The sequence below is a fragment of the Paenibacillus sp. AN1007 genome, assembly GCF_040702995.1.
Taxonomy (GTDB): domain Bacteria; phylum Bacillota; class Bacilli; order Paenibacillales; family Paenibacillaceae; genus Paenibacillus.
In genome coordinates, this window is the sequence record NZ_CP159992.1 from 2,706,809 (window position 1) to 2,720,838 (window position 14,030).

Genomic DNA, 14,030 nt, shown 5'->3' on the forward strand with positions numbered 1-14,030 from the left:
GATGCACATCAAAAAGGACGAGGCAGAAATGATCTGCTTCGTCCTTTTTGATGTGCATAAATTGATTTTAAAGATTATTCACACGTCGACTTCACTTGTATACTCCAATGACAGAATACTCTTTCAGTCACTGTTTTATTGCGATTTACCCATATTAATCAGACTAACGTCAGACAAAGTGATCGTGGTTCCTTCCTGTTCATTGCCGTCGATAAGGCCCATGTCAAAAACAATTCGGCTGTTATTATAACTCGCTTCAGTTACCGGGAACGTATACGAGAACTGCTGCTCTTCCGTCGTCAGATCCATTTGATTCCCGAAGAAGCTGGTCCATTTATAATTCGCAGGCACATCCACCCAGCCAATACCAACGCTCATTTTGCGTGCTTGATCCGCTTTTGCTTTGAATGTCAGCTTGTAGGTGTAACCCTGCTGCATCCCAAAGCCTTCCTGGATCAACTGCCGATCCCATGGATTCTCTCCCACTTGACGCACTTGTGCCTGAAGCTGCCCGTTATCAGCACGGATCACCAAGTCCTCCGGTTTATTACTGGCCGCATACGTGAACCAGCTGTCCGTTCCCTGCGAGAAGCCACCGTTCTGGATCAGGTTGACGCGTACAGGCTGCCCCCCTTCTTCTGCACTTGGATTAACTTCAAACAGCATTACATTCTGAATAGAAACGATATGCTCTCCTGTCGCCGCTGCCGGATTTCCGAGACCGAAGTTTAACATGCCTGCCTCATCCGCAGTCTCTCCCATGGTAAAGGTATACGTATACTGCTGTTTCGCTTCTGTTATTTCTGCTGTCTGCTCCATATACTTCTCTGTATCACTGCCCGCCTTCGACAAGACCACCTGCATAGATTTTGGTGATGAGGCCGCTGCGTCAAAGCTTAGACGATACGTTTTCCCGGCTTCAAGCGAGAGCTCTCCCTGCTGCAGTATGGCATCCCACCAATGCTCGGTTGTACCCGGAAGTGTCATACTGATGCCCTGCTCATTGCTGTATGTCGCCGTAGTTACAGTCGCAGGCAGCATCCAGTTTGATGAATCGGTACTCAAACCGCCGTTCTTCACTTTACTCCGGGAGATGTCGAGCCAGCGTGTGTTGTATTCGTTTCCTTCAAAATTCACATAATACGTTTTGTTTGCTTGTAAGGAAACTGGTGGCAGATATACGGTTTTGTACGTTTGCCAGCCGCCCGTATTTCCCAGCACAAATTCAGAGCTTGCAGCTGTATTGCCTTCCTCATCTTTGACGGTAAAACGTACTAAGGCATCATCTTTGGCACTCGCCATCCGTGTTGAGAACGCATATACTCCATCATTCGCAGCATTAATCTTGAATTGAAGCAGATCACCTTCATCCATATAGCTGACATGTTGGCCGCCCTCATCGGAAGCTTCGAGCTGAAGCCCCTGCATCACGTAGGCATCAGCCGCTGCAATATGTGCATAATTTTGAATCGATACCGGCTTTCCGCGCTTCGTCAACCGCACGTTATCAACATATACCTTGCCAGCGCTGCCGCCGAACATCAGCTTTAGTTCGGACGCTGCTGTCGCCTGGCCCTCTCCGATCACAATTTCACCAGTATACGTTTTCATTTCGTTTCCAATCTGAATCTGCTGTCCTTGAAGCACCTTCACGTCGTGGCCCTCAGCAGTGGATAAACCGATATCCATAATGCCTGCCGTATCTGCCTTGGCATCAAATGAGAATCCGTAGGCTGTACTGCCTTCCAGTTTCATGCCAGGCTGTACAACAGCAACCTGCTCCGGCTGTCCATTCGTTTTTTTCACATCGACAACAAGCTGTCTTTCCATGATCGGGAACTTCGAGAAATTATTGACTGATATCTGCGCATCCGCGTCCGTTTGAATCTGAGTGTTCCAGAAGCCGAGCCTTTGTTTTCCTTGATCAAATGTACCATTATAAACGTAATTGCCATCCGGCAGCGCTTTGCGTTCCACCGGCAGCGGATCGGCTTCACCAATCTCCTTCAGTCTTACATTGGTTACCCAGACTTCGCCTTCATTCAATCCCAGATTAAATTCAAACCTTGCGTTGTTGTCTGAACCATTACGCATGTTAAATTCGTATTCGTACGGCTGCCAATCCGTTGTGACTGAAAGTTCTTTTTCTTCAGAGTAATTCGTCCAGCTTTTCTCATACTGAGTCACTTTGGAACGAATAACCCGATTGGCCGAAGCTTTGGCATCAAACTCAACTTTATATTTTTTGTCTTTCTGTATATACATTGGCATCTGAGTCAGCTGTACCGAATAGGTCTCCGTTCCGGCTTTGGAGATCGTTACTTTGGCTGCTTTGCCTTTGACCGCATCGTCGACAACTTCAACCTTACCCTCTCCGCCTGCATTTGTTATGAAATTCCAATCGACAGGAACACCGCTTGCATCCACGCCTTTGGTAAACTGTTCATTATAAATCTGGTTGCGATCCTCTTGCGGTTCGCGCTGCTTCTCAGGCTCAATTGGACTGGAAGTTACATCCGGCCATTCATCCATATTTTTATAAGCGTATACGCGTACAAAATCTACATTCATTTTATCGGAAACAAATTCATTCTCCGGTGATCCCGGCCAATCCCCGCCAACCGCAAGGTTGAGAATCAGATAGAACGGACGATCGAACGGTGCGGGGAACGTATAGCTTTCCGGCTGTCCCGCTGCCGTGGTCTGCCAGTTGTTAACCTGATGGTGCAGCTTGCCATCTACATAGAAACGAATCATGCCAGGCAGCCATTCCACCTGAAAATCATGATATTCATCGGCAAAGGATTCACCTTGCGGCAGGGTAAACTTACCTTGGTCATGCCCGTGAGAACCATCCGCTTTTTTCGAATCATAGTGGATCGTGCTGTAGATTTCATGGTCCTTGTTCTGTCCGCCGATCAGCTCCATGATGTCAATCTCACCGGAAGCGGGCCATCCTCCATAGTGTGCTTCATCGGTAGGCATCATCCAGATTGCTGGCCACATACCCTGCTGCACAGGAAGCTTGGCTCTCACGACTACTTTGCCGTAGGTCCAGTCGCCCTTCTCCTTTGAGATCAGTTTGCCGGAAGTATAATTTTTGCTTCCTTTCTGCTCCCGCTTCGCTTCAATCTGAAGAACATTGCGGCTGCCGTCCTTCACAATACGAGTATTACTCGGGCTGTAGTACTGCAGTTCATTATTATAGACAAGCTCCGTATCCTGAACCGTCCATTTGGATGCATCTACAGAGGACGCATTGAATTCATCATTCCAAACCATTTCCCACTGCTCGTCTGGAATCGTGGTTGCCGGGATCGGTTTTTCGCCAGACGGTGTGCCTGGAACGGAAGGTGTCTGTCCACCCGGATTCGAGGACCCGCCTCCTTCTGAATTGGAGCTGTTGTTCGAACCACTGCTGCTTCCTGAACTGCCAGAGCCAGGTGCAGCAGGTTTCGGTTGTTCCGTCTGTCCGGTCCCAGAGGAAGTATTGTTGCTGTGACTCCCTGGTGTAACCGCTTTTCCATTGAGCAGCACATCAGGAGCATGCACATCGAACTGTTTGATCGTTCCTTTGCCGTCAATAGTCGTATGACGAGCTTTGCCGTTTACCTTTAATGTTTGAATTGTACTCTCAGCAGACAACTCAACTGAAGTTTTACGTTCAACAATCATCTCCTGCACCTGAGTTGTTCCCGTTATCGCGATATGTACCGGGCCGGTCCTTTTGTCCGCCACAATCCGGTTCAGACTGGAGTTATGAATTTCAATGGAGTGGCTTCCTCCACCCTTCACGATTACACTTCCAGTAACCGTTACTCCATCAAGCTTTACTGTACCTTCACCAATGGCCTCGGTCAGCAGCAAATTACCGTTAACGGTTGTATTTTGTAACGTCACATCTGCTGAGCGAATGATCAGATTGCCATCTACTTTGGATTCATAAATGCCCGGAACACTTTTGATCGCTGCAATCATCGATGACATCAGCGTGGCGGCCTCAGCTCGCGTAATATTGGACTTTGGTGCAAGTTTTCCATTGTATCCGTTTACAATTTTGTTATGCACAAAGTAATTTATCGCCCTTTTTGCGTAGTCAGCAGCATCTTTCTCGTCTTTGAAAGTGGAATTCAACGTTTCATTCTCACTATCTGTTGACAGCTGGAATGCACGATCTGCCATCACCAGGGCATCCTGCCGCGTAATTGGAAGCCGCGGGGAAAGGTGTGATTCATCCGTCCCTTGAATAATACCGGACCCGACTGCACGTGTTATCGCATCGAAATACCAGTCCTGCTCAGTCACATCTGTGTACGACGTTCCTGCAGCACCTCCTGCGAATCCGAACACCCGATCGAGCATGACCACAAACTCAGCCCGGCTGATGCGTTCATTCGGTCTGAACGTACCATCTGCATACCCTTTGGTCAGCGCCATGTCCTGCATACGCATAACATCCTTCTCGGCCCAATGCCCCTTCAGATCCTTGTAGGGAGTCAGAAGCAGGCTTGATGCCTGCACCTGCTCCGCTGCTGTTTGCTGCTTACCCTGTTCTGCCCCGGCTAATGCCGGAGCTGCTAGTGAAACGATCATGCTTCCTGCTACGAGACAAGCCAATCCTTTTTTCACCCAAATTCCTCCCTCGAATGTGTTGTCAGCTTCAGGGCAGTGTTATTCTTTCACTGCCCCAATGACGATACCTTTGACGAAAAAGCGCTGCAAGAATGGATAGATAACCAAGATCGGCAGTGCCCCGATGAAAATCTGGGCTGCGCGAACCGTACGCTGGGAAACATTCTCCAGCATGGATGGGTCCACATTGATTTTGCTTAGATCCTGCTGCACGATAATGGTTTGCAATAAGGAAGCCAGCGGATAATTTTTGACATCGGACATATAGATCATGCCGTCGAACCAAGAATTCCACTGACCCACCATGGTGAACAAAGACAATGTTGCAATAGCCGGCATGGACAAAGGTATGTAAACCAAGGCCAGCGTCTTCACATGACCAGCCCCATCCAGATAAGCTGCTTCTTCCAGCTCTTTCGGCAGCCCCCGGAAGAAGTTCATCATCAAGATGACGTTCCACACGGACAACGCTCCCGGAAGGACCAGCGCCCAGATCGTATCCATCAGGCCGAGTTTCTGGATCAGGATATAGCTCGGAATCAGACCGCCGCTGAACAAAATCGTGAATACAAAGAACCAGGTGTAGATCGAGCGGCCTTTGAAATTCAGATCTTCCTTGGACAACGGAAATGCGGTAAGCAGCATAATAACCATACCGATCACAGTTGCAATAACTGTTCGTTGAACCGAGACCAGCAGGGAGTTAATAAAGTTGGAATTACCGAACGTTTTCACATATGCATCTGTCGTAAAACCTATCGGCCAGAAGCCCACGAGATTCGCCGAGGCCGGTGCCATGCTGCTGAACGATACCGCCAGGATATGAATGATAGGCAAAATGCAAAGCAGGGACAATACGCCCAAAAAAATATAGTTGGCAATGCTGAATATTCGATAGCCTTTTGTTTTGTAATACAAGCCCTTTTCTCCTCTCTAGAACACGCGATAGTTCGCCAATTTGTAAGCCATGCGATATGAGATAACGATCAGAATCGTAGCTACGACGGATTTGAACAATCCTACAGCGGTTGCAAAGCTCATCTTGCCGTTCAGGATACCAAGTCGGTATACGAAGGTATCGATGATGTCGCCTTTGTCGTAAACAAGCGGATTATACAGGTTGAACACCTGATCGAATCCTGCATTCAGAATGTTTCCGATGGAGAGTGTCATCAGTACGATTGTAATTGGCATCAATGCGGGAATCGTAATATGCAGCGTTTGTTTGAAACGGTTCGCTCCATCCACTTCAGCCGCTTCATACAGCGCCGGGTTAATGCCGGACAGAGAAGCCAGAAATACGATTGTACCAAAACCAAATTCCTTCCAAACATCACTGACAATCAGTGTTATCCGAAACCACGTTCCATCCCCTAAGAAAAAGATCGGGTCACCGCCCAATGCAACAATCAGTTGGTTAACCATACCGCCCTGCGGAGAAAGAATATCGAGCAAAATTCCGCCCAGGATAACCCAAGACAGAAAGTGCGGCAGATACACGAGTGTTTGACTGACCCTTTTAAAAGCGGACAACCTCACTTCGTTTAACAAAATCGCGAACAAGAATGGTGCAATCAGACCTGCGATAATTTTGAAAAAGGCAATCACCAGCGTGTTCCAGATCACCTGACCAACGTCCGGGTATAAAAATAAATACTTGAAATTATCCCAACCTACCCATTTGGATTCGGTAAATCCGAGGTACGGTTTAAAATCCTGGAAAGCAATCACAATCCCGCCCATCGGTATGTACTGAAATACAATAGCCAGTAAAACCGCGGGTAAGAGCATCATGTGCAAGGTCCAATTCCGCTGCATATTCCAGCGCTGTCTCACCTTGGTGGCTCGCCCCTTACGAGGCGTCTCTAACGTATGTTCCTTCACCCCTACATCCCCCATGTTCTAAAATTTGTATTTTACAAGTGGATATGAACTTGTATATTAAAATTATAGCAACGGTTATTCGCGATCTATATCCTAATATTGCAACAACGATAACAATATTTTAATGAGTTGAGGGGGCCCCGCATTGTTCGCTCGTCTGAATGTCTTTACCAAAATTACGCTTCTGTTCGTGGCACTGCTTGTCCTGGTCTTATTCGTTTACACCTATTCAAACCAGGAAAGCGTACGAGTAATTAAACACGAAATCCAGAACAACACCATGAATCATCTGTCAACCTTTGCCGATTCTGTAGAATCCAACATTTACCAATTGTCACTGTATGGGATGTCCATAGGGCAGGATTCAAGTATTCAGGAATACCAGCGTCCGGATTACAAAGAAGTCCCTTATGAGAGAGTCAAAGTATCAAGTGCGATTCTTGAAAAAATGAACCTGTATAACGCGGCCAGCAAATGGCACTCGACGATTACGCTTTATTTTCCGCGGTTGCAAAAAGTCATTTCCACAGATTATTATGCTTATATCCCATACGAGGAAGATGATTTTTCCAACCCGCTTTCAAAATCATGGGCTTATACGCATAATCAGTTTGAGTGGTACACGACAGATCCGACGACAGCCATGGGTACTCCAGGGAAGTCCAAACTAATCACGAAGATCAGTTTCCCTGTGCGTCATCTGGTCAACATGCTTGACCAGAACAAACTAAATAATAAAGGCGACCCCTTTATGTTCCATCCCGACTTTGGCTTGATCAGCAACACCAGCGGTAACGAAACGCTGACTGCCATTCATTCCAAACTTAAAGAGATGAAACTGCCAAGAAAAGGCGGGTTCACGACAACGCTTGACCATACGGAATATTATGTTTCGTACATTCAATCCGGCAGTCTTGGATGGTACTATGTGGACTACGTCCCTATGCAGCAGATTCTTGGGCCCATCACAAGCAGTCGTAATCTCTTCTACGCCTCCATCGCTGTTCTGATTGCGATGAGCATCGTTGTGTTATACGTACTTTACCGCAGTGTGCAGCTTCCACTGCTTCAGCTTGTGAAGGGAACAAATCGTTTGTCGACAGGAGATTTTTCCGTGCGTCTGCACCATACTTCACGGAATGAGTTCAGTCTATTGTTTGCACGATTTAACATCATGGCACAGCGGATACAAGAGTTAATTGAGAACGTATACGAGGAACAGCTGCGAAGACGTGAAGCGACGCTGAAGCAGCTGCAGTCACAGATTAATCCGCATTTCCTGTATAACTGCCTCTTCTATATCAAAAATATGGCCAGGATGAAAAATGAGAAGGCGGTTGTAGCGATGGCGCTTAATTTGGGCGAGTATTATCGATACATAACCCGATCGGAGAATGACCAGGCCGCGCTGAAGGAAGAACTGACGATGGTCAAAAATTACCTGGAAATCCAGGCTCTCAGGCTGGAACGCATGCATTTTACGATCGACGTACCTGAAGATATGCTGCACAAAACGTTACCTCGCTTAACGCTGCAGCCTATCGTTGAGAACGCTATCATACATGGCATCGAACCTCGAACGGAAGACGGACATATCACGATAACGGGACATCATACGGATAAAATGAGCACGTTAACTGTGGAAGACAGCGGACGAGGGATGACAGAACAGCAGATGGAAGAGTTAACAAATAATTTGCACAAACCGCTTGATGGCAGCATGGGATGCGGGACTTGGAATGTTCATCAACGTTTGTCTTTTTTGTATGGTGAACAAGCGGGTCTGAGTTATGAGCACTCGCCTAGCGGCGGTATTAAAGTGAACATTACGTGGTACAACAATATCAATGAGTAGGTGAAGTACATGTTACAGATTTTATTAGTCGATGATGAACGTTCAGTTGTAGAAGCGTTGGCCGAAACCATCCCGTGGGAAAGCTGCGGGATCGGCACAGTGCACGAGGCTTTATCCGGTGCCGTTGCCCTGGAGATTATGGAAAATCACGATATTGATATCGTCATTACCGATATTCGCATGCCGGAGATGTCCGGCATCGATCTGATCACGACCATTCACGAAAAGTGGCCGCATGTGCAGACGATTTTACTGTCGGGATTCGCTGATTTTGAATATGCTAAACAAGCGATGGCGCAGGAAAGCTTTGATTATTTGTTAAAGCCGGTAAGTGACGAAGATCTGATCGAAACCGTGCAGCGGCTTGTTGACCGGATCAAGCAAAAGTGGGAAACCGCCGCTTCGTATCAGCGCGCCTTACATGCGTTTCAGGATAACCTGCCTCTGCTGCAGTCCACGATGCTTCATGAATTGCTCACAGGCAAAACCTATTCCCCCTCCGCACTTGCGGACAAGCTGGAACTTCTGGAACTGCCCTACTCCGTTGGAGAGGAACTGGGCATGCTTGTAATCCGGATGGAGGAGCATCTGTCTGAAATGGCGGATCATGATCTGTCGCTGATGCAGTATGCCATCTCCAATATCATTAGTGAAGTCATGCAGCATCATTTTCATATCTGGCACACGCGGGACGTCCATGATTATCTGGTTGTACTGGTTAGTGTTAAAAAGGGTGCTGCTCAGAACATGAACAAAGAAGAGAAACCACAGACGCTGCTTGAGCATTATGCTGCTCAAATCCAGACGAATGTTCAGCTGTATCTGAAGGGGGCTATATCCATCTCTGTCTCCCATTGGGGTAAATTCCCTTATGAGATTGGAGAAATATATGAGAGTGCTGTCAGGTCCATGCGGAAGCGTATGGGACAGGCCCAAGGTCTGTTCATCACGGCTTCTGATGATAAAGACGTTCATCCCCTTCCTGCCATCCGCTCTCTCTACAATCCGCCGACACTGATCAGTCTGCTGGAAGCCGGACGATTTGATGCGGTCGAGCAGAAAATTGAAGTCATTTTCGAAGAACTGCTGGAATCGGGGCAGCATCACGATATCGCGGAAACAACCATAGAGGTGTATCATGCTTTGGCTGGAGCATTTGCTTATATCATTCATAAAAACGGCAAACAGATCTCTTCTGTCCTGCCTGCTGAGATGTATAAATACTTTCAGGCTCCCAGCTATGCCACAACCCAGCAGTTAAAGGACTGGTCCGTTCGCACTTTACATTCCATCAGTGAAGATGCTGAACAGGAGCTGAAAGACAATCACAGCACGATCGTTCGAAGTGTCAAAAGTTTTGTTGATCAGCATCTCGCTTCAGATGTTTCACTGCCGGCTATTGCCGAACACGTTCACCTGCACCCGGTGTATTTATCCAAAGTGTATAAAGCGGAGACCGGGGAGGCACTCACAGCTTATGTCTATCGATTACGGATGGAAAAAGCAGCTTATTATTTGCGTTCATCCAGCGCCAAGGTTTTTGAAATTGCCGAGCTTGTCGGTTACAATAACACGGCTTATTTTATCCGGGTATTTAAGAAATTCTATGACCTGACACCACAGGAATATAGAGAGAATCTACCTGTCTGAACGAGTCTGATCAGGCAGCAGTACCCCGGCTTGTAATGATGCAAATGAAGTTCACGCCTTCTCTATATAAAAGATGGAAGAAACAAAAAAGCCCCGCTGGAATAATGGTCAAGACCCCATTTAGTAGACATTATAAAAAGACCCTAGGCTGCAAACTGGCGTCGGTACTCTACCGGCGTCAGTTTTTTCAGTTTCCGTTGTGGCCGCTTTCGATTATAAAAACGAATATATTTTTCGATTTTGCTTTGTGCTTCGTTAAGCGTTCGGATATGATAAGGGTAGAGTCCTTCCGTTTTGAGATGCGAGAAGAAACTCTCCATCGAGGCATTGTCATAACAATTTCCTCGGCGAGACATGCTGATTCGGGCGCCAACCTTTGGCAGCATGTCGTGGTAAGCATGAGACGTGTACTGGAAACCCTGGTCGCTGTGAACGACGAGTCCGGTCACGTCTTTTTGCTTCGCAAACGCCTTACTGAATGTGCGGAGCACCAGTTCATTATCGTTGCGTTCGCCTATTTCGTAGGCCACAATTTCGTTATTAAACAGATCCTTTATAGCTGAAAGATATATCCAGCGCTCTCCCACACGATACTGGGTAATGTCCGTTACCCATTTCTGATTCGGTTTTTCTGCACTGAAGTCTCGCTTCAGGCAGTTCTCTGCTACTCGCTGCGCAGGTGCATACGGGCCACTGGAGCGTCGTTTACGACGAATCCTGGATTGAATACCGAGCATTTGCATCAGGCGGAGCACCTTTTTATGGTTCATCCAAGTCCCCTGATCTTGCCAAAGGAACAACTGGAGTTGTCGATAACCATATTTCCCTTCATATCGTTGATAGGTTTGAAGTACTTGGTTCATCGCCTTTGTATCGCGGTCAAATCGTTTACGTTTTATGTAGGCATAAAATCCACTCCGTGACACGCCAAATACATCACAAAGTTTCTGGATATCCCCGTATGCCGCTACTTTTTCTATGATCTGAAATCTTTCTTGTTTGCTTCCTCCTTCCAGATGACCAAGCACTTTTTTAGCAACGCATTCTCCCGTTTCAGTTTTTGGACATAACGGTCTTGGTCCAAGTATTCTTTACGTCGCCCTCGCTGATCCATCAGTCCAAACTCACCTTGTTCCCGATATTTTCTCATCCAGCGCTTCATTCGTCCTGGGTCATGAATTCCCAGATGCTCATTAATCTTTCGATAAGTCCAGCCCTCAACCGTGTGCAGACGAATAGCCTCATTTTTCAACGTCTCCGAATACGTTTTAAACTTTTGTCCCTTAATCGCCATAAAAAATACACCCCCTAGAATTTCATCGGTTAAACCCAGGGGTTTTTCCAATGTCTATTCTAAGGGGTGCACTTCATAATTCCAGCGAGGCTTTTCTTTTGTAAGGTTTTACTTGACCCGGCAGCCTATGCAGCCTCAGCTAACGAACTGCCGAATTTTGTGATCCGTTCCATCTTACTTGCCGCTGGTTACGGATTGATACCATTCATTGACTTCATTCGTATTTTGATCTCCACCGGAAGATTTCCATTTTTCTACAAACGTATCGAACGCGTCAATTGGAGCTTTACCATAGATAATTTGTGAGAACAGGTCCTTCTCCATTTTGGTTAAGATGTCGTTATTCATCTGCATTGACATGGTTGGAGCACCTGTGAACATCTGTTTTAAAGCGATATCTTTTTGATCCTGAACAATCTTGGCCGCTTCAATCATTGGTGCCGGCACGCCAGATTTAAGCTTTTTCTCGAAAGGTGTTGTGGCTTCTTCACCGTTAGCAAACTTCGCAAGCGTAGTCATGTTCAGACTCGGAATACGTGCACCATCAAACGTTAATGTGTATTTCTCAGGTGCATAACCGCCTGTCACACCAGCATCCGTTGTTACTTTGCCGTCTTTCATTGCCCAGTCATATCCTTCAGCAAAGCCATTTTCGAATTCATCACCTGCTTTTGGATTTGCATAGTGATCAAATAGATAGTTTTGATATGTGAAAAAGACTTCTGGGTTCTTCATATCTTTGCTGATCAGAATTACACCGTTGTCATTCGCTGTACCGCGTCTGCCTGCCTTGCCATCAGGTCCAGATGGAATCGGGTAAGCTTTGTACTCCGCCTCCGGATTGTTTTTCTTCACATCTTCGAGCGGCCATGATGGCATCCAGTGAGGTCCGACAACAATCCCTGCTTTACCTGCTGTAAACTCTTCTGCTGCTTTGGTTTCGTCATAAACGCCTGCTTCTTCCGGGATGTATCCTTTGCTCATCCAGTCAGCGAGTGTTGCCAAAGCTTGTTTCGCGCCTGGGTTAACAGAGCCGTACTCCAGTTTTCCCTCAGCGTTCAGATTCCACTGATTTGGCATCGTGCCGTATGCTCCGAAAACCCAACCTGCATCAGACATCCATGTGCTGAGCCAGTTTTTGAAACCGATGGTCAGACCGTACGTGTCTTTTTTACCATTACCATCCGGGTCTTTATTCGTAAACGTTTCCATAATCACTTCAAGATCAGCCAGCGTTTTTGGCGCTTGCAAATTAAACTTCTTCATCCAATCTTCGCGAATCCACATCACTGGATCACTATTGTAGGAGTAATCCAAAATCGGAATACCAATTCGTTTACCATCCTGCATGTACGGATACCACACAGTAGGATCTTCATTCACAGCGGCTTTCCACGTATCACTTGCATATTTATCAAACAATTCACCAGCATCAACGAACTTGCCTGTTTCAATCAATTCACGTGCCAGATTGAAGTCGCCGCGATACGAGATAATGTCCGGCATCTCTGCATTGGAGGCAAGCGACAAGCGCAGCTTCGTTTCAAACGCATTGTTGGTGGACGGTGATACCCACTGATTTTTCAATTCAATACCGAGCTTGTCTTTTGCCCATTTGGTATGGACGTTGTTATCCTGATCCTCTCCCGATTTAAACTTTATTTCCGGTCCCCAAGGCCGTAAATAAGTGATGTTTACGGGTGGATCATACTTCCCATCTTTCATTTCCAGTGCAGTACTTGGTGTGCTTGGTGCTGCCTCTTTGCTTGCTCCACTGTTACACCCGCTCAGCACTACTGAAAGCGTCAACATTCCTGCTAAAGCCAAACCGCCGATCTTTCTTTTCTTGCTAGTGTTCAACTTGTGTGTCCCCCTGTCTATGTAATGATGTTGTCTACAGAGTCCATCATAATGAATGCCCATGGCTATGCCCATACTAATATTGCAACATTTATTGCATTAATTTAGGATATTAAAAAGTGAATATCGATGTTGTATTAGTGCAATGTCTCCGTTACGCCTCTCCGTTCAACCACGGGGCAAACACTGCTGGGTAATCACTCTTCCAGGCACCCATACAGCCAATCAGACAGAACTTAACGCAGGTGATCACACTGCTGTTCTCATCAGTTTCATACTCAACGGATATATTCATATTCGACTTGCGCCATGCCAGATAAGGGCCGCTGCCACCAAGCCAGTCACCCTGTTCATAGATATCCGGTTGTCCGTACGCGGCGACCCATTCATCAGGAGCTGCGTTCATCGTAATCCCCTTTGGCAGCTGTCCGGAAAACGGCTTTTTGATCCGGTCATCCGACCCCGGCGCAAGAAAATGAATCGCTCCAATGACCCACTCATCTCGAGGGAGATCATCACGCTCGGTTAACGTATTAATTTTGGGCGAGCGATATACATCGATGCGGACAGATGCTTTAACTGACCAGATGATGTCATCTTGGAAAGGACTGTCGGGCTTCCCTACTTTTTTTACACCGAAAGGCTCCAGCAATGCTTGTACCTGTTTCGAATCATATGGTTGACCTAACAGCTTTACGAACTGCTCGGAAGATTCATTCATATTCATATTCATATCCACATCTATTCCTCTCATCCTAAAATAGTTTCTATCTTTTTTTCTCATCATCTTACGTTTTGTTATTTCTGTAAAGGTTGAAAAACATAAAAAAACAGAGGAAGGCGGATCAAGTCCCC

At 46.6% G+C, this 14,030-nt stretch carries 9 protein-coding genes; 2 read left to right on the forward strand and 7 right to left on the reverse strand.

What is annotated here, in order from left to right; all coding sequences use genetic code 11:
* Positions 1-135 precede the first annotated feature (135 nt).
* From ABXS70_RS11960 to ABXS70_RS11970, 3 genes are read right to left on the reverse strand one after another with little or no spacing between them, the layout of a single operon-like run.
* Positions 136-4,629: a carbohydrate binding domain-containing protein gene (locus ABXS70_RS11960; protein ID WP_366296012.1), complete on the reverse strand. Its 4,494-nt coding sequence runs from the start codon at positions 4,627-4,629 to the stop codon at positions 136-138.
* 42 nt (positions 4,630-4,671) lie between these two features.
* On the reverse strand, positions 4,672-5,550 hold the full coding sequence (locus ABXS70_RS11965; protein WP_342556028.1) for a carbohydrate ABC transporter permease: 879 nt from the start codon (positions 5,548-5,550) through the stop codon (positions 4,672-4,674).
* A gap of 15 nt (positions 5,551-5,565) precedes the next feature.
* A complete protein-coding gene (locus ABXS70_RS11970) occupies positions 5,566-6,450 on the reverse strand; it encodes an ABC transporter permease subunit (protein ID WP_342556332.1) in 885 nt (294 codons plus the stop codon).
* Between the two features lie 211 nt (positions 6,451-6,661).
* Between ABXS70_RS11970 and ABXS70_RS11975 the strand changes: the two genes are divergently transcribed.
* A complete protein-coding gene (locus tag ABXS70_RS11975) occupies positions 6,662-8,371 on the forward strand; it encodes a histidine kinase (RefSeq protein ID WP_342556027.1) in 1,710 nt (569 codons plus the stop codon).
* A gap of 9 nt (positions 8,372-8,380) precedes the next feature.
* On the forward strand, positions 8,381-10,021 hold the full coding sequence (locus ABXS70_RS11980) for a response regulator (protein ID WP_342556026.1): 1,641 nt from the start codon (positions 8,381-8,383) through the stop codon (positions 10,019-10,021).
* 143 nt (positions 10,022-10,164) lie between these two features.
* Here the strand turns inward: ABXS70_RS11980 and ABXS70_RS11985 are convergent, their stop codons facing one another.
* The 4 genes from ABXS70_RS11985 to ABXS70_RS12000 all read right to left on the reverse strand — a co-directional run bounded on the left by ABXS70_RS11985 (position 10,165) and on the right by ABXS70_RS12000 (position 13,908).
* Entirely contained in the window at positions 10,165-11,049 is an 885-nt protein-coding gene (locus ABXS70_RS11985) for an IS3 family transposase (protein ID WP_342553462.1), read from the reverse strand.
* The gene (locus tag ABXS70_RS11990; protein WP_342553461.1) at positions 10,998-11,315 is read right to left on the reverse strand and encodes a transposase; all 318 of its coding nucleotides are present in this window, start codon (positions 11,313-11,315) and stop codon (positions 10,998-11,000) included. The genes ABXS70_RS11985 and ABXS70_RS11990 overlap by 52 nt, the downstream gene beginning before the upstream one ends.
* 174 nt (positions 11,316-11,489) lie before the next feature.
* A complete protein-coding gene (locus tag ABXS70_RS11995) occupies positions 11,490-13,175 on the reverse strand; it encodes an extracellular solute-binding protein (protein WP_366296015.1) in 1,686 nt (561 codons plus the stop codon).
* A 154-nt stretch (positions 13,176-13,329) separates the two neighbouring features.
* On the reverse strand, positions 13,330-13,908 hold the full coding sequence (locus ABXS70_RS12000) for a hypothetical protein (RefSeq protein ID WP_366296624.1): 579 nt from the start codon (positions 13,906-13,908) through the stop codon (positions 13,330-13,332).
* Positions 13,909-14,030: the final 122 nt, after the last annotated feature.